16 protein-coding genes are annotated in these 21,931 nt (G+C 47.8%); 6 read left to right on the forward strand and 10 right to left on the reverse strand.

All coding sequences use genetic code 11. The features are described from left to right. Positions 1 to 331: 331 nt before the first annotated feature. The 3 genes from KO512_RS06445 to KO512_RS06455 form a co-directional block, all read right to left on the reverse strand. On the reverse strand, positions 332 to 979 hold the full coding sequence (locus tag KO512_RS06445) for an OmpA family protein (protein WP_215951508.1): 648 nt from the start codon (positions 977 to 979) through the stop codon (positions 332 to 334). A gap of 677 nt (positions 980 to 1,656) precedes the next feature. Beyond that, positions 1,657 to 2,619 carry a universal stress protein gene (locus KO512_RS06450; RefSeq protein WP_215951509.1) on the reverse strand — a complete coding sequence of 321 codons (963 nt, stop codon included), beginning with the start codon at positions 2,617 to 2,619 and terminating at the stop codon, positions 1,657 to 1,659. 9 nt (positions 2,620 to 2,628) lie between these two features. Continuing rightward, complete coding sequence (locus KO512_RS06455) at positions 2,629 to 4,326, reverse strand: cation:proton antiporter (RefSeq protein ID WP_252734862.1); 1,698 nt, start codon at positions 4,324 to 4,326, stop codon at positions 2,629 to 2,631. Positions 4,327 to 4,840: 514 nt separating this feature from the next. Here KO512_RS06455 and KO512_RS06460 point away from each other — a divergent pair. Together KO512_RS06460 and KO512_RS06465 are read left to right on the forward strand one after the other, a co-directional pair. Next, positions 4,841 to 6,295 (forward strand): ATP-binding protein, encoded by a 1,455-nt coding sequence (locus KO512_RS06460; protein WP_215951511.1) that lies wholly within the window; start codon positions 4,841 to 4,843, stop codon positions 6,293 to 6,295. Next, positions 6,292 to 6,966, forward strand: a complete 675-nt coding sequence (locus KO512_RS06465) for a response regulator (RefSeq protein ID WP_215951512.1) — start codon at positions 6,292 to 6,294, stop codon at positions 6,964 to 6,966. The genes KO512_RS06460 and KO512_RS06465 overlap by 4 nt, the downstream gene beginning before the upstream one ends. Before the next feature lie 195 nt (positions 6,967 to 7,161). Here the strand turns inward: KO512_RS06465 and KO512_RS06470 are convergent, their stop codons facing one another. Then, positions 7,162 to 7,398: a hypothetical protein gene (locus KO512_RS06470; RefSeq protein WP_215951513.1), complete on the reverse strand. Its 237-nt coding sequence runs from the start codon at positions 7,396 to 7,398 to the stop codon at positions 7,162 to 7,164. Positions 7,399 to 7,678: 280 nt separating this feature from the next. Here KO512_RS06470 and tadA point away from each other — a divergent pair, with 280 nt between their 5' ends. Then, positions 7,679 to 8,161: a tRNA adenosine(34) deaminase TadA gene (tadA, locus tag KO512_RS06475; protein WP_252734863.1), complete on the forward strand. Its 483-nt coding sequence runs from the start codon at positions 7,679 to 7,681 to the stop codon at positions 8,159 to 8,161. Positions 8,162 to 8,176: 15 nt separating this feature from the next. On the opposite strand, the gene KO512_RS06480 is transcribed toward tadA, so the two are convergent. Further along, entirely contained in the window at positions 8,177 to 9,235 is a 1,059-nt protein-coding gene (locus KO512_RS06480) for a M14 family zinc carboxypeptidase (protein WP_252734865.1), read from the reverse strand. Between the two features lie 176 nt (positions 9,236 to 9,411). Further along, complete coding sequence (gene mltF, locus KO512_RS06485) at positions 9,412 to 10,926, reverse strand: membrane-bound lytic murein transglycosylase MltF (protein ID WP_215951515.1); 1,515 nt, start codon at positions 10,924 to 10,926, stop codon at positions 9,412 to 9,414. Between the two features lie 112 nt (positions 10,927 to 11,038). Here mltF and purL point away from each other — a divergent pair, with 112 nt between their 5' ends. Next, the gene (gene purL / locus KO512_RS06490; protein WP_215951516.1) at positions 11,039 to 14,938 is read left to right on the forward strand and encodes a phosphoribosylformylglycinamidine synthase; all 3,900 of its coding nucleotides are present in this window, start codon (positions 11,039 to 11,041) and stop codon (positions 14,936 to 14,938) included. Between the two features lie 187 nt (positions 14,939 to 15,125). Here the strand turns inward: purL and KO512_RS06495 are convergent, their stop codons facing one another. Together KO512_RS06495 and KO512_RS06500 are read right to left on the reverse strand one after the other, a co-directional pair. Then, on the reverse strand, positions 15,126 to 15,494 hold the full coding sequence (locus tag KO512_RS06495; protein WP_215951517.1) for a rhodanese-like domain-containing protein: 369 nt from the start codon (positions 15,492 to 15,494) through the stop codon (positions 15,126 to 15,128). Positions 15,495 to 15,709: 215 nt separating this feature from the next. Further along, positions 15,710 to 18,139: a GcvT family protein gene (locus tag KO512_RS06500; protein WP_215951518.1), complete on the reverse strand. Its 2,430-nt coding sequence runs from the start codon at positions 18,137 to 18,139 to the stop codon at positions 15,710 to 15,712. 130 nt (positions 18,140 to 18,269) lie between these two features. On the opposite strand from KO512_RS06500, the gene KO512_RS06505 reads away from it, so the two are divergent. Then, positions 18,270 to 19,160, forward strand: coding sequence for a LysR family transcriptional regulator (locus tag KO512_RS06505; RefSeq protein ID WP_215951519.1), 891 nt, complete (start codon positions 18,270 to 18,272; stop codon positions 19,158 to 19,160). Positions 19,161 to 19,250: 90 nt separating this feature from the next. Further along, positions 19,251 to 20,159 carry a LysR substrate-binding domain-containing protein gene (locus KO512_RS06510; protein WP_215951520.1) on the forward strand — a complete coding sequence of 303 codons (909 nt, stop codon included), beginning with the start codon at positions 19,251 to 19,253 and terminating at the stop codon, positions 20,157 to 20,159. 64 nt (positions 20,160 to 20,223) lie between these two features. Here the strand turns inward: KO512_RS06510 and KO512_RS06515 are convergent, their stop codons facing one another. Both KO512_RS06515 and KO512_RS06520 read right to left on the reverse strand, forming a co-directional pair. After that, on the reverse strand, positions 20,224 to 21,081 hold the full coding sequence (locus KO512_RS06515) for an ABC transporter permease (protein ID WP_215951521.1): 858 nt from the start codon (positions 21,079 to 21,081) through the stop codon (positions 20,224 to 20,226). A gap of 3 nt (positions 21,082 to 21,084) precedes the next feature. Next, complete coding sequence (locus tag KO512_RS06520; RefSeq protein ID WP_215951522.1) at positions 21,085 to 21,894, reverse strand: ABC transporter ATP-binding protein; 810 nt, start codon at positions 21,892 to 21,894, stop codon at positions 21,085 to 21,087. Positions 21,895 to 21,931 lie beyond the last annotated feature (37 nt).

Consider the following 21,931-nt stretch of genomic DNA (forward strand, 5'->3'; position numbering starts at 1 on the left):
TTTTAATATTTAAAAGTAACGGTGGGGTAATAAATAAGGAATTAGCTTATTATTGTTTGTTATAAATGATTTTGAATATATCGATGGAATACTCCAAAAATATCGCTGCAAGCCGTTAATTAAGCGAGTGTTTTTTTATTTATGGTTATGGGTAAGTCAAGGCAGGTTTATCGAGTCCCTGTAATGTCGCCTGAGACTGCGCATAAGAGATTCAGAGAAATTTTTATCAAAAAAAAGCAGGTAATTACCTGCGTAATTGCCTGCCGTAGTCATGTATGAGTGGTAATGGTCATCCCTGACGATATGACATACTTAACAGAGCGGTGAGTGCTCAGTTACTACCTGTGGTGCGTTTAGTGCCTATCATTTCGATATCAACACGACGGTCGAGTTGTAAACAGGCGATCGTTCTTGAGACTTTCATCCCTTTGCATGCACCTGTTTCTGAAGGGGATCTTTCGCCCATACCCTTCGCTGTAATACGCTCGGCGGGGATGTTTTTGCTAACCAGGTAATCTTTTACCGATTGTGCTCGGCGTTCCGAGAGTTTTTGATTATAGACGTCGGAGCCGATGCGATCAGTGTGACCTGTGACCTCAATCGTTTCATAAGCTGTATTGTTTAGTTGTTGTACTAGGTTGTCCAGCAGCGCCATCCCTTCAGGTTTTAACGCGGACTTATCGAAAGCAAATAACGCACTGCCCGAAAAGCTGATTTTTTTGGGTAGCGGAGCCGGTGGTGGAGTCACGGCGGGTTCTGGAGCGGCGACTAGGACAGGTTTGTAAGACGGGTCGCAAGGTTCACGATAGCTTGCCGGCGTCCATTCACTGATATGCCAGCACTCATCGCTGCTGTTCATCACGTTTTTACCGTTGCTATCGACCAGATAACCTTCGGCCATCGTGGTCAGCGGCATCAGCGCTGTTGTTACAACGGCGGCAATCGCCAGTGGTGAAATGAATTTTCTAATTGGTTTCATGCACTTATTCCTTTAATAAACTTCAAAATGAGAAAATATCCGAACAATTGGCAGTGCAGAGATATGTTGCCAGGCGGCACCATCCTGAGTTAATACGTTTGCTGCTTGCCCAACGCATGCATAAGTATAGTCTACTGATCAATATTCGCACGATCTGTCTGCTACCGTACAAAACTCAACAATAATCATAGCCCGTTTGTTGACATCATTTTTTCCTCCGTCACCTTAGCTGTGCTTAGATGCGGTCATTAAGCCTTTCTTTTTGCATACCAGTAAACGCAAATGCGCTAATCACCTTGTCTTCTAGGGTTATGGTGATACATGCGGTAATGAATAGACTGATGTTATTCACGCGGATAAATTGTGATCTGACTGATTGTTGAGAAACGGCTGGGTAATATTGTGGGAATAACTCTTTAGCGTTTGGGTTTATTCACTCAGAGATAGATGAGGTGTCTTTAGCATCCCGTATGTATTTAATATATAAAATAGTGACGGTCAGCCTTTATGACTAATGTTAGCCATCCGGCGAATGGGGGCAGTTATAACGTGCAGATTATCCTTCGACTATCAGCACCTTCCAGCGAGAAGGTCATCTAGAGATGACCTTGCCCTGTTATACAAATAAGGCGTTTGAGTAACCTCCTCAGCGGTGATTTAGCGGTAAAATTGACTAATTATGTTATTGGTGACACAAAGCCTTTGGGTTTGATCGCGAGCACAGAGCATCGCAGCTGGGGCAGCACGTTCTCTGCTGTATTACCAATAACGACACCGGCAATACCCGTACGCGCGATGGTACCCATGACAACTAAATCAGCGTTTAGCTCATTGGCTAGCTTAGGTATTTCACGCCCAGGAGGTCCTTGAGTAATATGGGTTTGGGGGGATAAATAATCGTAGGATTGCGCCCCGATCTTCGATTTTAAATCATCCATCAATACTTTGATTTTGTGCTGTTTTTGGCGCCCTTCAGCGGCAAATAACTCCTCTTTTACGATATCCGCTTGCTCTGCCCATAAGCTGATAAAACCTGCTTGCGGGACATCGTAAGCATTGACCACATGCAGTGTTGTAAAGTCTGCTAGCGATAATGAATAGGCAAATTCGAGTATCTCGCTGTTTAGTTCATCGTTAGCGGTATCGGTTGTATCAGTGAGGTCAACCGCGGCCATAATATGTTTATATTGCGGATCGGCATCTTGTTTCATCAACCAGACTGGGCAGGGGCATTTGCGCAATAGGTGCATATCATCGCTGCCTAATAAGCGGTCAAGCCAGTCAATATCGTCGATTTCCTTAATCACGAGGTCGAAGTCTTGCGCCTGAACAAGCCGAATAATCTCAACATAGGGCTTGCCCGTTCTTTGTTCGGCCTTCAAACTGAAATCAACATCGAGAGAGTCGATCAGCGTTTGTAGCTTTGCTTTTTCTTGCTGCTGCATTTTATGCGGCAGTGTTTCAGTGCTGATACTGCCGTGATCATAGGGCTGAATAAATGATGCAGCATCGGGCAATATTTGTAACAACGTTAGGTCTGCTTGATTGGATTTTGCCAGAGCGATAGCACGCATCAGTGAAACAGAAGACTTATGGGTATGGTCATCAAGCACATAGAGTATGTTATTAAAATGTTTCATAGCCAGCTCCTATGATGGGTGTGATTGAAGGGATGGGTTATTCAAGCCTTCGAGTAATAACTCAGTCGCTCGGTCGGCAGCATCTTGAAACGGTTCCAATACTAAATCGACACCGAGTAGTTTTAGCTCTTCTGTATCTACTTTACTGTGTGACACGGTCGCTAATCGGCCCGTAAAGCCAGCGGATCGTGTTAACTGAATAATGGTTTTACGGGTGTCCTCCGAGGCAATGCCTATATGGTGTTGTGGAATGGTGGAGATCAACCACTGGGTATGTTTAAGGGGTAGCTCGGTAACGAATTCTGGGTCGGTGACATCACCATATTCGGTATCGAGTCCTAGATATCGCCAGTGCTTAATGGCAGCGGGGTTGAAGTCGAGGCCCAAGACGCTGACCCCTTTTTCTTTCAAGCGATTAGCGATCTCGGTGCCGAGGCGACCTAGACCAAAAATGACCACTTGATAGGCGTTGCCGGAAGGGAGTTCAGTGGCTTGTTCTCGGGGTGTACCGGAACGTTCAAAGATGCCAATAACGGGTTCAAAAAAGGCATAAAGCTGGTGGGAATAGGTGATCATGTAAGTCGATGCGGTAATCGTTACGATACCCACAAGTGTGACTAAGCCTAGAATGTCATGATCAACATGCCCTAAACTGACCCCCATGGTGATGAATATGAGTGAAAACTCGCTGATTTGCGCGACGGTTAGGCCTGCGAGAAAGCCGGTTCTTTTGCGATACCCCATGGCTCCCATAATGGCTAAGACGATGAGTGGATTACCAATCAGCACAAACAGTGAGAAAATTGCTGCACCGGACATATGAGCGCCCAGCAGTGATAAATCCAATGTGGCACCTAAGGCGATAAAGAAAAAGAGCAGTAAAAAATCTCGCAAAGGCGCCAATCTTGCTGCAATACTTTCTCGGAAGGGTGTTGACGCTAGGGAGACCCCCGCGAGTAACCCACCCACTTCCATGCCTAGGCCGATAATATTGCCGATGGCTGCAAATAAGGCGGCCTGTGCGATCGCATAAATAACCAATAGCTCTGGCGTTTTGGCCAGTTGCTGAGTGAGCGGGTTAGCGATATAGCGCACAAAAATGATGACAAACAGTAACAAGCCAGCCCCCGCGATCCCGACTTGCCAGATAGAGGTATTGGCATCGCCACCATGGCCGGAACCGATGCCGATGGTTGCTAGGACAATCATCGCTACGACAACGACCAGATCTTGGACAATCAGAAAACCGAGTGCGATTTTGCCATGTAATGAGTCGATCTCCCGTTTATCGGAGAGCAGTTTAACGATGATAATAGTGGATGAGAAGGTGAGTGCCACGGCAACATAGAGGCTGGTAATGTGATCCAAACCAATGGCTAGACCGATGAAATAACCCACAATTGATGTGAAGGCCACTTGTCCAAGCCCTGTCATGATTGAGACAGAGCCGATAGATCGAATTAATTTCACATCCAGTTTTATACCGACGAGAAACAGTAAAACGGCTATGCCTAACTCTGAGAGCAATTGAATCTGCTCTTTCGAGTGAACAATATCCAAAACGGATGGGCCTGAAATTAACCCTACGGCAATAAAACTAACGATCAGTGGCTGTTTGAGAAATAAGCCAATAAACCCCATCACCGCGGCCAACACCAGCAAGGCTGCAATTTCAGTAAAAGACGACTGCGTAATCAACTCGATCAATTGGTGCTCCTTATGACTTATCTGTAATCCATTATTAATTGATAAATTTATACGAATCATGACTTCTCAAGAAGTTTATGAAATCGCTAACAGTTGGTAAGTGAGCTCCTTTTATTAAATTTCACCGCATTAAGCTTTATCTGAACGCCTGAGTATTTCGTCTTTCAGGTTGGCAGTTTAGCGTTATTCGTTTGAATCTTAATTGATCCTAAACAAGGAGGCTTGAATCAGTTCTTTGCTCGTTGAAACAGGTTAAGACTCTGCCTCGATAACACACCCATAACGACCTCTATAGATATTGACCCTCTAAGGTGAAAAAGATTCCCAGCCTTGGCACTCTATTTGAATGGGTTGGTGTTTAGAATGAGAAGCGCACTAAAAGCGAGTGAGGGTCTGCTTGATGTTTTCTGTTTTACTCGCTTGCCTATAACAGAGGACTCCTGGCTTCTTCCTTTTTTTTTGCCCATTTCAATGCATACTAGAGGCGACATTATCACTTTGAATACTAATCATTATGACGATTACCCGAAGACTCCTCTTTATTCAGTTATTTATTGCGCTGGTACTGGTTAGCGGTATGTTCCTGTTTATTCAGTGGTCTTTTGATCGTGGTTTTCTTCGCTATATTGATGAGCGAGAGCAACAGATTACCGACAGTCTCGCTGAAGAGTTAGGCGTTATTTATGTGACGGATGGTGGTTGGGAGCGATTGGCTGCCTCGCCAGAACGGTGGTTGCAATTAGTAACCTCGGTTGCCGGTGTACCGTTAACCGGCGAACGCTTAGCGCGTGGGGCGAAGCATATAGAGGAAACAGGCTGGCCGCCACAAGAGGCAGAAAAGCCTCCAGCAGGGTTGCCTGAGCCGTTAGAGTGGCGTATTCGTTTATTGGATGCTCAGTCGGTGATGATCTACGGCCCTGCCGAAGAACCGTTGTCTGCGCTTGAATTACATCCGATTATCACGGACAACGGTGCAACGGTGGGCTTTCTTGGCTTAGTTAAGGACAAAGCTGCTTTTTCAGCCGCCCGTGATCTGCAGTTTTCAGAGCAGCAGAATCAGGCTTATTTTATAATCGCTCTGGTGATGTTATTACTATCGGCAGGTGTGGCGTTGCCGTTGGCGCATCACCTTGTTGGACCGATTAAAGATCTCACTCTCGCAACGCGGCGCTTGGCCTCGGGTGATTACACTGCCCGTATTCAACATCAGAGTAATGATGAGGTGGGGCAGTTAGCCCGCGATTTTAACGAGCTTGCCCTGACGCTTAGCCAGAACGAGGTACTGCGTCGCCGTTGGGTAGCGGATATCTCTCACGAACTACGTACACCATTGTCGATTTTATTAGGTGAGATTGATGCGCTACGGGATGGTGTGTATACCTTAGATGATAATGCGCTGAATTCACTACATCAGGAAGCGCAGCTTATGTCGCGCTTGATTAATGACCTTTATGAGCTGTCGATGTCGGACATTGGTGCACTGGATTATCATAAAGTGCCGCTGGATCTAGGGGCAGCGGCACGGGATGCTCTGGAAGGTTTTCTACCACGGTTTATGGAAAAGTCGATTCAAGTTGAAATCCATGGCCTTGATGATGTTAAAGCGGTCGTGTTTGCCGATCCCGATCGCATTGATCAATTACTATCGAATCTATTACAGAATACCTTGCGTTATACCGACGCCAATGGCTGCGCTCGCCTATCGTTGATACGGCAAGGCAAACAGGCTTGTTTGACGCTGGAAGATTCCGCGCCGGGAGTAGATGATTCCGAGTTGCCGAAGTTGTTCGATCGGCTGTATCGTGCCGATTCATCCCGCAATCGAAAAACGGGCGGTACAGGCTTAGGTTTGGCGATCTGTCAGAACATTACAGCAGCGCATGCGGGGTCTTTGACTGTCAGAGCGTCGCCACTAGGCGGCTTATGTTTTACCCTGAAATTACCGTTGATCATGGAGGAAGCCGTATGAGCGAAACCATACTTGTGGTTGAGGATGAGGAAAAGTTGGCGCGCCTGTTGGCGAGCTATCTTGAACAGGGTGGTTTTGCGGTGCATCAGATTCATGATGGGCTGGCAGCGACGCCTTGGATTCGCCAGCATCAACCGGACCTGATATTGCTTGATTTGATGTTGCCAGGGGCGGATGGATTAGATATCTGCCGTCAGGTGCGTTCGTTTAGTAATGTGCCCATTATTATGGTGACGGCGAGGGTCGAGGAGATCGATCGTTTATTAGGACTGGAGATGGGTGCGGATGATTACATTTGCAAACCCTATAGTCCTCGAGAAGTGGTTGCTCGCGTCCGCGCGGTATTGCGACGGGTCAATCAGGTTTCGCCGCCCGAGCATGCTCAACTGCAGCTGCTTGAAGATCAGTTACTGGTGATGGTCGGTAACCAGTCACTGGAGTTAACCGCAGTGGAGTTTCATCTACTGCAGACGCTGAGTCAGTCCGCTGGACGGATTTATTCCCGTGATCAGTTGATGGATCATATCTACGCGGACCGGCGTATTGTGAGTGAGCGGACGATTGACAGCCATATCAAAAAGTTACGCCGCAAACTTGCTACCTTATTACCTGAGCAGGATGTGATTCAGTCAGTCTATGGTGTGGGTTATAAATATGATCCCACGGCGTGATATTGATTGGTATTACCCTGCGTAGCAACGCTAAATCAAGCCAGACTTTGCTTTTGTGATACCGGTTGAATTAGTCGAATGGTTGGTTATAGCAAGAGTAAGAGCTCACAGAACGTATAGCTTGTGGCGTTTTTGTGCTTTGAGGTTAATCGGCAGAACCTCTGTTCTGCCGTTATTCGATGGGACTTAGTCTGTTTAGTTACGCGCTGGTGGGTTCTCAGGTGCACAGACGAGTTTGTCGTCACGTTTGCTTTCGCAGGTGCCGGGTATCGTTTCTCCCTGACGACCACTAAAACTACAGCTGTCACCTGTCTTCGCAGAAGCACAGGCTTCAATCGCTTCTTTTGGTGGACCTTGACGCTCTGGGGCGGCCATTGCTGTTGTTGATAAAAGTAAGCCCAGCGCTGTTGCCATGATAGATAGGTGCTTCATGTTGATGACTCCAATAAGCGGATTTAACGGTCAAAATAATTCGGCTTTTTGTCGCCGAGTCGAGTTAAAAAGCAGTTTACGTGAAGAAAGCGCAAGCAGTGTGCAAGCATTATGGAAAGATCGAGCCACAATGGCATATCAGAACAGTTATATAGAGCTGCTGTAGCCGGCACTTTGTCATGGTGTAAATATTAACATCTAAAAGACGCTGATAACGCTCATCTTTAAGGTTTGTATTTGCTATATTCCCTGCATGAATGAAAATCAAGATTTACACTGGATGGCACGTGCGTTGGCATTGGCTGAGCAAGCTGCGGCGCTGAATGAGGTGCCGGTGGGTGCTGTCGTGGTGCTGGATGGACAGGTCATTGGTGAGGGGTGGAATCAACCCATTTCAGGCCATGATCCGACGGCCCATGCTGAAATTATGGCCTTGCGTGATGCCGCGGCAAAAACCGGTAATTACCGACTGGCTGGTGCCACGCTCTATGTCACCATCGAGCCCTGTACCATGTGCGCAGGCGCGATAGTGCATGCCAGAATTAAACGCGTTGTTTTTGGTGCGGTTGAGCCAAAAGCGGGAGCTGTTGTGAGTAATAGCCAATTGTTTGGGCAGTCTTGGCTTAATCACTGGCCGGAATTTACGGGCGATGTGATGGCGGAACAGTGTAGTGAAGCGATTAGCCAGTTCTTCCGTCGTCGCCGCGCAGAAAAGAAAGCGCTAAAGCTCGCGGCCAAAGCCATTGATAATAAACTGGAGTAGTACCGATACCTTTTATTACAAGGTTTTGGCTTTACGGGCCAATAGTGTTCCATCTCCCTCTGTGCGTAGTTTTATCCAGCGGATCAGGTCCGTCCACATGTGATCGATATCCTTTTTGCTTGGCATAATGCCTGCGTGTTTCAACTCAATCGTCATTACTGGGGTTTGCTTTACAAACCAACCGTAATTACCCAGAGAACCAGGGTAGGTGCCTAATTGTCTTAGACGTAGCGGCCCAAGTTTTTGTGGCGGTGTGATACTACCGTCATAATCGAGAATTCCATGGGGCGCATGAACCGAAACGATAATGTCAGGCTTGAGTTCATTGATGAGCTGATGAATCGCCTGGGTTTCTGGTTCGCTAAGCGGCTTGGTGCCGGGGTAGTAGCGAGCGCGTTTTTTGGCGTAGGTTTGCCAGTGCTTAATAGGATCAACTGATGTTTCTGAAGGAATAAAATTACGGTTCAGATCAACATTACGGGCGTTGACCCGGGTTGATTTTTTTTGCAACAGCCCGTCAGGATTGGTAAGGGGCATGAAGTGCCAGTCGTAAACACCTCTATGATTCTGCTCGAGTATTTTTAACCATTTAAATGACAGGCTGACGCTCGAATACTCATCACCGTGGATGCCGCCTAAAAATAGAATACGGGGGGCGTTAACTAATCCGGGGCTGGCATAAAAGTGTTTTTCCAGCAAAGGGCGATGTTTATTTGAGTAAAAACGTGGTTTATCGAAGACGGCATCGAGACAGTCGCTACTGGAAACGCTGCCGAGTTTATTGCCAATCTCATTACAGATGGTCACAATTTCTGGGTGAGGTTCCACTATCAAATAAACAGGTGATTTTATCTCGGCTTTGTTTTGACTTGGCTTGGTGATGGAGGCACTGACGTCAGTTTGAGTCCCATTATCTGTTGCTTGAGGGCTCGTTTTGAGGAATGTTTTTTTATCGACCGCAGAGGTAGGTTCACTTTGAGGCTTAATGACGCTGGGTTGCTCGTCGGTCGTTTTGGCATGACTCGAGTAATAACTGAGCGGGTCTTCGGGTTCACCAAAAGCAGTAAGCGGCATACACAGACTGAGTCCGGATATATAGAGAAAAAGAAGACGTCGCAACATTGGATCAGACTCACCCACCGATAATTTAGTCAGTCATTGTAAAGTTCTTTTTTGTATATGTGGAGATCTGCAACGGCTTTTGCTAAAAAATCGTTTTTTCGTTCGTGTGTAGTTCGCTGTTATTTATTTCAAAGGGTGGAGGGGATGGAGTCGATAATATCCTTCGCCGCTTCTATGCCTTTGTCGAGGGTATCACTGGGAATGGTGAGGATAACACTCTCGCTTTCGGCAGGGCTGATGGGTTTAGCCGCTTCAATTCGTGCTTTCTGTAGTTCCCAATCAAGTAGATCATAATAGTTGCGGATATTTTTCACATATAACACCGGCTCATAGCCGCGGGCATATCCGTAGCGTACGGTTGAGAAATGTTTGCGTTGCGTTAAAAGGGGCAGGAACTCTTTCACATCGCTCCACTTATCGGGGTTTCTGCCGGCACGGGCGGTGAGTACACGAGCATCTTCGAGGTGACCATAACCAATATTGTAGGAGGCTAAGGCAAACCAAATGCGCTCTTTTCCCTGAATGCGGTCAGGTATTTTTCGCATCACCTGTTGCAGGTAACGGGCGCCGCCCATAACACTTTGTACGGGGTCGGTTCGATCTTTTACACCGACCTCTTTAGCCGCGTCTCTGGTCAGCATCATGATGCCTTTCACGCCGGTGGGTGACACAGCCTTAGGATTCCAGTGGGATTCCTGATAGGCAATGGAGGCCAATAAACGCCAATCGATATCGGTTTCCTGCTCTGCCAGCATAAAATACTGCTCTAATTTGCAGAAACGTTTTTCTAAATCACGGCGAAAGGTTTGAATATCGACATAGCCAAGCCGAGTTTGGCGAGCGAGATATTTTTTCTTTAACGTTACCAGCAGATCCTGAGTTTCAGGCAGCTCAAAGAAACGCTTGATTGCGCGTTGTAGGCTTTGATCGTTCTGTCTCACCAATAACCACGCGACAGGTTTAGGTTGACTGAGCGCCAGTGATTTTTTTAAACCGGGGAAATAGGATTTCTGCGCATCGAACACAAAGTCGTCGCTAACGGTGTAGTCGATCTCCTGTTCGTAAACATCTTCAAGCAGCTCAGTCACACTGCTGGTGGAGGTTTCCTGCCAGCTTAAAAGGTTATGGGTCTTTTTTAAATTGCGAAACAGCTCTGCATGGCTGCTATTGGCAATGAGTTTAATATTTTTGTTCTCGAGGTCGGCAAAGGTTTTCGGCGCTTTTTTTCCCTGAGTTTCACGGTAGATCAATGTGGGTGTTGAATAGGCATAAGGAGGGGAGAAACGGAACTGCTTTTGGCGTTCTTCGGTGATCGTTAGTCCGGCTGCGGCGATATGAGCACTACGATCTTTAACGAGTGTAAAGACCTCGCCGAAGCTATCGGGAATGATCAGTTTGAGTTCTACCCCGAGGTAGTCGGCAAAGGATTTTAACAGTTCATATTCAAAACCAGCGGCTTTGCCATTGTTGTCTTGATAATAGGTTGTGGGGGTATTACGGGTGGCCACTCGTAGCTCGCCCGTTTTCTGAATTGCCTCAACCTGAGTCCGATGACCCTCGTTAAATAGGTATATAGCTAAAAACAGGGACACTGAAATCAGCAGAAAAACGAGTTCTTTAACGTGAAATGAATTTATTCTCATAAGAAAATGGGCTTTCTCTGGTAACTAATCTGCTATTTCAGTAAAATTCGGCCTTAATTTTCTCCTACATACAACCTATCTGTTAGACAGACTCAAGAGGCTTGAAACTAACATGCTGGTACTGCGTGGAGCGCCTGCTCTTTCTGCTTTTCGACACGATAAGCTGCTATCTGTCCTAAAATCCCGAATTGCCCATATCACTGGTATCTACGGTGAGTATATGCATTTCGCTGATTTGGAAAAAAACCTGTCTGATCAGGAACGTAACACGCTGGAGCGTATCCTTTGCTACGGCCCTAAAACTAAAGCGGAAGAGCCATCAGGTCAATTGGTTTTAGTTGTGCCCCGTCCAGGAACGATCTCTCCTTGGTCATCGAAAGCGACTGATATCGCCAGAAACTGTGGCCTACAGAGCATTAAACGACTGGAACGTGGTACTGCCTATTTTGTGCATTCTGAACAGCCATTAACCGCTACCGAGCTAGAATTAGTGCATGCAACGCTGCATGACCGCATGGTTGAGGCGACATTTGATGCTGTCGATGACGCTGCTCAGCTGTTCCGCACCGACTTACCCGCTCCGTTAACGCTGGTGGACGTGTTATCCGGTGGGCGCGAAGCGTTGGCAAAAGCGAATACCGACTTGGGCTTGGCCTTGGCTGATGATGAGATCGATTATCTTGTTGCCAGCTTCATCGAACTGGGGCGTAACCCGGCGGATGTCGAGTTGATGATGTTTGCCCAAGCAAACTCAGAGCACTGTCGTCATAAGATCTTCAATGCCTCATGGGATATTAATGGTGAAGCGCAGGATAAATCGCTGTTCGCGATGATCCGTAACACCAATGAGCTGGGCGGTGAAAATATTCTGTCGGCTTATTCCGATAACGCTGCCGTGATGGTGGGCTCAGAAGCGGGGCGTTTCTTCCCTAATCCTGAGACCAAAGAATATAGCTATCATCAGGAGAGTATTGAGATCCTGATGAAAGTGGAAACCCATAACCACCCGACCGCGATTGCGCCACACTCAGGTGCGGCGACCGGTTCCGGTGGTGAGATTCGTGATGAAGGTGCGACCGGTAAAGGGTCTAAGCCGAAAGCGGGTTTGAGTGGTTTTACGGTTTCTGATTTGAAAATCCCCGGCTTTGTTCAGCCATGGGAATCTGATTACGGTAAGCCAGAGCGTATCGTATCAGCATTAGACATCATGCTTGATGGCCCGATTGGTGGTGCCGCGTTTAATAATGAGTTTGGGCGTCCGGCCTTGAACGGTTATTTCCGTACCTTCGAGCAGAAGGTTAACGGGGCCGCCGGTGAAGAGATGCGTGGTTACCATAAGCCAATTATGATCGCGGGCGGTTATGGCAACATTCGTACCGACCATGTGGATAAAGGCGAAATCGAGGTCGGTGCTAAGCTGATCTGCCTCGGTGGTCCAGCTATGCAGATTGGTCTGGGTGGCGGCGCAGCCTCTTCTATGTCATCCGGTAGTTCATCGGCTGATCTGGATTTCGCTTCAGTACAGCGTGACAACCCAGAGATGGAGCGTCGTTGTCAGGAAGTGATAGATCAATGCTGGCAGCAAGGGGATACCAACCCGATCGCCTTTATCCACGATGTGGGTGCCGGTGGTCTGTCGAATGCCTTCCCTGAACTGGTGAAAGATGGCGGTTGTGGCGGTGATTTTGAACTGCGTAATATCAACAATGATGAGCCGGGTATGTCGCCGCTGGCGATCTGGTGCAACGAAGCACAAGAACGTTATGTGCTGGCGGTTCAGCCAGAAGATATGCCGCGCTTTGAAGCGATCTGTGCCCGTGAACGTTGCCCTTATGCCATTGTGGGTACGGCGACTGACGAGAAACACCTGATTCTGAGCGACGCTCACTTTGGCAACAAACCCGTTGATCTACCGATGAGCGTGTTGTTTGGCAAGCCACCTAAAATGCACCGTTCGGTTGAGCGTATCAGTTATGAGGTGCCAGTCTTTGATGCTTCCGCTATCGAACTGGAAGAAGCGGCAAAACGGGTTCTGACACTGCCGGCAGTGGCTTCTAAGTCCTTCCTTATTACCATTGGCGATCGGTCAATTACCGGTCAGGTCGTTCGTGATCAGATGGTTGGTCCATGGCAGGTGCCGGTGGCTGATTGTGCGGTCACTACCGCCTCGTTTGATACCAACGCCGGTGAAGCGATGGCGATGGGCGAGCGTACACCGTTGGCGCTGGTTGATTCTCCTGCTTCCGGTCGGATGGCAGTGGGTGAAACCGTAACCAATTTAGCGGCGGCGCGTATCGGCGATATTATCGATATTAAACTCTCGGCTAACTGGATGTGTGCTGCTGGCCACCCCGGTGAAGATGAGAAACTTTACGATACGGTTCAAGCGGTCGGTATGGATCTTTGTCCAAAACTGGGCATTACGATTCCGGTGGGCAAAGATTCCATGTCGATGCGTACGGTCTGGAATGACGGCGATGAAAAATCGGTTACTGCGCCGACTTCACTGATTATCACTGGTTTTGCAGCGGTTAAAGATGTGCGTAAAACACTGACTCCGCAACTGCGTACGGATGCTGGCGAAACCGACCTGATCCTGTTGGACTTGGGTAACGGAAAAAACCGTTTGGGTCTGTCTGCGCTGGCGCAGGTCTACAACGAAGTCGGTCAAGATGTCCCCGATGTTGATGATGCCGATCAACTGGTGGCGTTCTTTACTGCGATTCAGGAACTTAACGAGCAGGGTCTGCTACTGGCATACCATGACCGTTCTGATGGCGGTTTATTTACGACGGTTGCAGAGATGGCCTTTGCCGGACATACCGGTGTGGATATTAATCTGGATATGTTGGCGACCGGTCGCACTGAGTTTGCAGCGGCGCTGTTTGCTGAAGAACTGGGTGCAGTTATTCAAGTTAAACGAGCTGATATTCAGCAGGTACTGACCGAGCTTAATGCCGCAGGCCTTGCTGAAGTGACTAAGGTGATTGGCTCGGTTAATCTGGATGATGAGTTACGTGTACATTTCGATGATGAAGAGATCTACGCTGAATCGCGTACCACCTTGCAACGCATCTGGGCGGAAACCTCTTACCGGATGCAGTCGCTGCGGGATAACTCAGCCTGTGCACAACAAGAGTTTGATTCTCTGTTAGATAAAGAAAACCCAGGTCTAAATGCTGAACTGACCTTTGATGTGAATGATAATATCGCTGCGCCCTATATTCAGACGAGTATCCGTCCAGAGATGGCGATCATTCGTGAACAGGGTGTCAACGGCCAGATAGAGATGGGCGCGGCTTTTGACCGAGCGGGTTTCGCGGCGGTTGATGTGCACATGAGTGACATTCTCGCCGGACGGGTTGAGTTGGATCGCTTTAAAGGTCTGGTTGCCTGCGGTGGTTTCTCTTACGGTGATGTGTTGGGTGCCGGTGAAGGTTGGGCTAAATCAATACTGTTTAATGGCCGTGCCCGTGATCAGTTTGAAGCCTTCTTTAATCGTGACGATACATTCTCATTAGGTATCTGTAACGGTTGTCAGATGCTGTCAAACTTACATGAGTTGATTCCAGGTGCTGATCTGTGGCCGCATTTTGTACGCAACATGTCGGAACAGTTTGAAGCGCGGGTAGCTATGGTTGAAGTGCAGCAGAGTCAATCTGTCTTCTTGCAAGGCATGGCGGGTTCACGGATGCCGATTGCCGTAGCTCACGGAGAAGGTCGGGCGGAGTTTACTGATCAAACTCACTTAACTAATCTGCAAGCCTCGAATGCGGTTGCGCTGCGTTATGTGGATAACTATGGCAAGGTAACCGAACGTTATCCTGCGAATCCGAACGGTTCTCCCGAAGGTATCAGCGGTGTCACGACTACTGATGGTCGTGTAACCATTATGATGCCTCACCCTGAGCGTGTGTTCCGTGCGGTAACAAATAGCTGGGCACCAGAGGAGTGGGATGAGGATGGCGCTTGGATGCGGATGTTCCGTAACGCGCGCGTGTGGGTTAACTGAGGTTAATGACACATGTGGATAAGCTAAGAGGCTAGTAGTTGCTTTCTTAGCGATCTATCTAAGTTGTTCTATTAAAGCGCCTGCGGGCGCTTTTTATTGTCTCTTTGGCGTGTAAAAATGAGCTATTCGCCACGTATCGCTTGATGCGTCGGTGATATATAACAAGTGAGCTATTTATACAGCTTATTTACTCTATCGGAAGCTGACGTTTCCACCATGCCAACATCCCACCTTGTAGCTCTTTTGCATCAAAACCTGACTTGATGAATCGGCGCGTGGCTGGCTTGCTGCGATGGGCCGATAAACAGATACAGACAACGGGTTTGTCACTCGGCAAGTGGTTGATACGTGTATGATTCAACTTGTGTAATGGCAGTGATATTGCACCGGGAAGGTGACTTTTCTGATATTCCTGCGGCGAGCGTACATCGACAATGAGATAGTGATTCAGCGTTAGCGCTAGCTCTTCGGGTGAAATATTGGGAACTGCCCCAAATGGTAGCCAATTAAGCCAACGGGGTAGCGATGTCTGTCGGGGCTTAATAGGCGTGTTCATAGGAGGTTAAAGCCTTTTTGTCATGAGCTAAAAGAGGTTGAGTGTCTGGAACGATCATTGGTATCTATGATAGACCATTTACAGGCGGCGCTGCAGCTTAACTAATAGTCGATTATCGAGATGTTTCTCTGGATAAAAAACAACCCGATCAATGACCGGGTTATAAATCGATACTGTGTGATTAAGCTGACAATACCGAGGCGACACAGAGCCGCTTAGTCATCTGATTTTAACAACGCCCCTTTCGGATCGTAGATGCAGCCTTTTGTTACGGTTGCGGAATAATCGTTGCCGAGAATTTTAACCGTTAGATCTGACGTTAATGCATCTACATCGATGTATGCCAGCGCCAGGCTTTTTTGCGTTCGGTGGCCGAAACCGCCGGAACTGCATTGGCCTACGACTTTACCATCCGCATAAACCGGCTCCATGCCATTGGCGGCATCAACATCTGTGGTGTCGATATCTAACAGTACCAACTTGGTTTTAAGCCCTTCTTCTTGCTGTTTCACCAGTGCTTCGCGACCCTCGAAATAACCCTTATCCATTTTAACAAAGTAACCTAGGTTCGCTTCGAGAATGGTGAACTCGGTGATGAGGTCATGAGCCCAGATAGGGTAGCCTTTCTCCAGTCGCATAGAATCCATTGCCCGCAGACCAAAGTTGGCAATATCGAACGCTTTACCGGCTTCCATCAGCGCATCGTACAGGGCTAATTGTTGATCGATGGGGTGGTGCAGTTCCCAGCCGAGTTCGCCGACAAAGTTCATGCGTAACGCTCGCACCGGTACACCGGCGACATCAATCTCTTGACCGGTAAACCAAGGGAAGGCGGCATTGCTGAGATCCGTGTCGGTTAATTGGCTGAGTACTTTACGCGCGTCGGGACCCGCAATGACGAGCGTGCCATATTCAGGGGTGATGTTTTTAATGGTAACGCTGCCATCTCCCGGTAAACGCTGAGTCAGCCAATCATCAATTAAATCTTCAGCAGCGGCCGGTGCCATCATGTAGTAGCTACCGTTCTCCAAGAGGGTGATCGATAGCTCCCAAGCGATGCCACCTTCTTTGGTGAGGGCATGAGCCAAGGCTGTGCCACCGGTCTGGGTTGGAATGCGGTTAGGCGAGAATGATTCAAGCCAAGCATGAGCGTTCGCACCAGAGATCTCAAATTTAGTGAAGGGGGTAAGATCTAATAAGCCGACATGTTTTTGCACATGTAAACATTCGTTCGCGACAGGTTCAAACCAGTTGCCCCGGCGAAAACTGTGTTCTTCTACCGCAGGGGTACCGGCTGGTGCAAACCAACTCGGACGTTCCCAGCCAAAATATGCGCCGAAAACCGCATTATGTTCTGCGTGACGCTCGTAGGTGGGTGATTTTTTAATGCCGCGTTTGGCAGGACGCATCGCATACTCATTAGGGAAGCCCAGTTGATATTCGTTGGCGTACACCTCAGTCGCTTTAGCAACACAGTAATCATGATCGGTGTAATCACCGAAACGACGAGGATCTAACTCAAACAGTTCAAGCTCTGGATGACCATTCACGATCCATTCGGACATGAATTTACCAGCCCCACCGCCCTGAACAATACCGAAGTTAAAACCACTACAGACAAAATAATTCGTATAACCATGTACCGGTCCGATCAACGGGTGGCCATCAGGGGTATAGGTGATAGGGCCATTAACAACGGTTTTAATACCTGCCGTGGCGATCAGTTCAACCTGTTCCATGGCGGTGCACATGATATCTTCAATACGATCTAGCGCAGGTTGTAGAAGTTCTTGACCGAAGGTTGCAGGCACACCATCGACCGCCCATGGAATGCCCCCTTTTTCATAAGGCCCGAGGATAAAGCCTTTGCCTTCCTGGCGCAGATAGTAGGAAACATCGGGGTCGCGCAGCATTGGCAGCATGTTGTCACGGGATTCGAGTTCTGGAATATTATCCGTGACCACGAATTGGTGTTCCATTGAGGTAATCGGTAGTTGATGGCCAATCATCGCCGCGACTTCGTTGGCTCGGAAACCCGCTGCGTTAACAATGATACCAGCATCAATTATGCCTTTGGCCGTGGTGACTAACCAGCGCCCATTGATCTGTTGTTCAATCGCTTCAACAGGATTGTTACGAACAATGGTTGCGCCTCCGTCTCGGGCCCCGGAGGCCATCGCGTTGGTGACACTCGTTGGATCGATATGGCCATCCGCAGGATCCCATAAACCCCCTAACAATCCGGTTGTATCGAGGTAAGGGTACAACTCTTTTAACCGTTCGACTGATACCATCTCTAGGTCAAGTCCTGCCAAGTCAGACATAGCACAGACACGCTCAAATTCATCCATACGGTCTTGAGTGTGTGCTAGTCGTACCGCACCGGTTGGGTGGTGATCAACGGCTTGTCCTGTTTCTGCCTGCAAACGGCTATATAGATCAATACTATACTGCTGCAACTTCATGATGTTATAGCTGTTGCTGAAATGAGGTAGGTTACCGGCAGCGTGCCAAGTTGAGCCCGAGGTAAGCTCCAATTTTTCGGTTAGCATCACATCGGACCAGCCGAGTTTTGTGAGATGGTAGAGTGTACTTACACCTGCAATGCCACCGCCAATAATTAATACTTCAGTTTTATTCTTCACTGTTTTATTCCCGTCGGTCACAAAGTGGAACAACCACTAGATTGTCTTGTAAATGAATGCAATTTGATGGTATGAATGTATTCGCATCATGACAAACGATTAAAAACATCCTTTTGGATAAGCTGTACTAATGAAAGAGATTTTAACCAATAACATTCAACTCAATTGGCTCAGAACCTTTGAAGCGGCGGGCCGTAAACTGAGTTTTACCCTCTCGGCACAAGAGCTCAATATGAGTCAATCGGCGGTGAGTCAGCAGATTCAGCTACTCGAGCATCATCTGAATCAGCAGTTGTTTGTACGAGCGAACCGGTCGATTCAACTGAGTGATACGGGGCGTTCGTTCTTACCGTTGGTGCAGGAATGTCTACGACAGTTAAATGCCGGTGCGGCACAGATCTTTACGCCATTGAATAAAACCGTTATTGAAGTCAATGTGAATACCACATTCAGTGTGTTGTGGTTATCAACGCGTTTGCAGCGGTTTAATGAGATTTATCCACAGATAACGATTCGTCAGTTAGGCACGAACTGGCCGACTGATTTCAATATATCCACTGCAGAGCTAGAAATTCGATATGGCACGGGACATTGGCCAGGATTTGAATCACACCCTCTGGTTTCGCCTGTTTTGCGTCCCTATTGCTCAATGGATACCGCGAATCGATTGCGTAAACCGGCGGACTTAGAAGGCATGCCACTGTTGGATGTGATAGGGACTCCGCAAGGGTGGAGTGGTTGGTTAAAAGAGATGAAATTAGATCATTTACAGGGCCAAACGCGACAGTTTATGGATAGCCATGCCGCAGCGGTGACGATGGCTGCCAATGGCTTTGGTGTCTGTTTGATGTACGATGAACTGATGGGAGAGGGGGTGTTAGCGAAACACTTAGTTGCCCCGTTCGATGAGAGTATCACCACTGAGGGTAGTTATTACTTATGTTATCAAGGGGATAAAGATCTATCCGCTGCGTCACGTATTTTTCGTGATTGGTTATTAGGCTCAAGAACGCATCGTTAGTGCATTAATACCAAGACTCTAGTGAGAGCATAATCATCATATGAATATAAGACGGGTAAACAGGTTGTTCGATGGGTTGGAAGCACTTTCATGAGGCGTCATATACCCTCATTACAGGCGTTAAAAGCGTTTGAAGCTACGGCGCGGCTGCTGAGTTTTCAGCAAGCGGCGAAAGAACTGAATGTGACTCACTCAGCGGTCAGTCATCAGATCAAAAAAATGGAGCAAGATTTAGGTCAACCTCTGTTTGAGCGGCTAGGGCGGAGTATCGCCTTGACGCAGGTAGGGGGGCTCTATGCGTCGGAGGTGCGTCGTGCGCTTTATAATATTGAAACCTCGACGCAACGTATTTTTGGTGACCCCGATAAAGGGGATTTGTCGGTACAGGTTTATATGGGTATCGGGTCCCGTTGGTTGGTGCCAAGGCTAGGAGACTTTAGAGATCAATTTCCGGATATCAATATTGAACTCTGTAGTACCTATTATCATTGGGAGTTTGATGAAAATACAGCGGATATCGGTCTTGTTTATAGTCGCAATACCGCCTCAGGTTTAAACTATCAGCCGTTATTTAAAGGCACACTGATACCGGTATGTAGCCCCGAACTGATACCAGAAAGTGGCCCCATGACACTTGATCAACTGTTAACGATGCCGTTTCTTAATATTGCGGAATCCCCATCCAATTTACCTAACTGGTTACACAGTGTTGGCGCAGGCGAACATAGGGTGAATATTGTCAGTGAGCATGACAACCACCTGTTAGCGTTAGAAGCGGCAATAGCCGGCAAGGGCGTTGCCATCGTTCATTCATTTTTCGCCAGCGGTGATTTTGCCAATGATAAACTGGTGATGCCGATGGATCTACAGATGCCTGAAGCGGGTTCTTGGTACTTAGTACAGCCTTCCGGCAATGCGTTTGATTCAAAGGTGAACCACTTTGCTCGCTGGTTACATCATCAAATATCAGAAGATAAAACCTTGTTGCGTATAACTTAAAAAAGGAAAGGCCGATTTCACGGCCCTTCCTTGTTGGATTATCAATATTGAGGTTGTTCTGTTTTTACGATTTTCCTTTCCATGGAATGAGCTTAGACTCAAGTTTGCGCATAAGAATATCCATCGAATAGCCAATGATACCGACAATGATCACGCCTAATACGACGATATCGGTGGCGAGGAATTTACTGGCAGCCATAATCATAAACCCAACCCCCGATTCTGCCGCTACTAACTCGGCAGCAACAACGGTTCCCCAGCAGATGCCCATCGCTACACGCATACCCGTAAATATTTCAGGTAAAGCATTCGGTAAGATGACATTTTTCAGTATCTGACGCTTATTAGCACCGAGCGAGTAGGCGGCATGAATTTTAGAGAGCTTTACGCTTCCTACGCCGGCCCTAGCCGCGATGACCATGATCCAAAGCGCAGCAAAAAACAGCAGTAGGATTTTTGAACGCTCGCCAATACCGGACCAAATGATAACGAGTGGGATAAAGGCTAGTGGGGGGATCGGACGGAAAAACTCAACGATAGGATCAAACCAGCCACGTAAGATTTCAGACAGCCCCATGGCAAAACCAAGTGGTATACCGATTAAGCAACCGAGTGCGAAGCCGACGAATATTCGATAGAGGCTGGCCCAGATATGTTCCCACAGGGTAAAGTTTCGATAGCCATTCTGAGAAATATTAATAAATTGATCCCAGACGGCTGAAGGGGATGGCCAGAATATCGGGTTGACGAGTTCGAGTGCGCTCCCTAAATACCAAGCTAGGGATAACGTGATAACAGAGATGATACTCCAGATGCGGCCTTTGCCAACCGCCGAGGTGTCACCAAAGGTCACTGTTTTACGTTTGGTTAGGCCATCTTTTTGCAGGCCTATTTTGTACTTAAATGATTGCATAAGTGACATTGATTAGACTCCTGCCGTTTCAGTCTGGCCCATAATTTCCTCTTCCATCTCCCAAATCATATTCAGAATCTCCTCTCGCTTAGCGCCAAAGGCTGGATCGGCTTTCACTGCTCGAGGATCTTGCGTTACCCCGGCTTCAGCAAAGGGAAGTGTATATTCTTGTTTTATACGGCCCGGTCGAGGCGCCATGACGAAGAGTCGTTCACCAAGAAACAGGGCTTCTTCGACACTATGGGTGATTAAGATGATCGTTTTTCCAGTTTCCTTCCAAAGCTTTAACACCAAGCCTTGCATCTTTTCACGGGTGAGCGCATCCAAGGCACCGAGGGGTTCATCCATCAGGATGACATCAGGATCATTAGCAAGGCAGCGTGCTAAGGCGACCCGTTGTTGCATGCCGCCAGACAGTTCATAGGTCGCTTTTTCACCGAAATCGTGCAGGCCCACGGTCTCTAAAAGGTGATCGACGGTTTGCTTAATCTCAGACTTGGGCGTTCCTTTCATGGAGAGGCCGAAGCCTATGTTTTCGGCGACGGTTAACCATTCAAATAGAGCCCCCTGTTGGAAGACCATGCCGCGATCTGAACCGGGGCCATGAATTTCTGTTGATGCCAATACAACCTTGCCGTGTGTCGGAGCGAGAAAGCCGGCGATAATATTTAATAGTGTACTTTTACCGCAACCTGACGGGCCTAAGATGGACAACAGCTCACCCTGTTTGAGTGAAAAGGAGACGTTTTCGAGAGCATGAACCTGCTCACCACTCGGTGTCTCAAATACCATGGAGACATCATTAATAACTAGGTCGGACATCGCTATTTCCTTAAAGCATCAGAATAAATAAAGAGTG

It is taken from the genome of Amphritea atlantica, from assembly GCF_018860855.1.
Lineage (GTDB): Bacteria > Pseudomonadota > Gammaproteobacteria > Pseudomonadales > Balneatricaceae > Amphritea > Amphritea atlantica_A.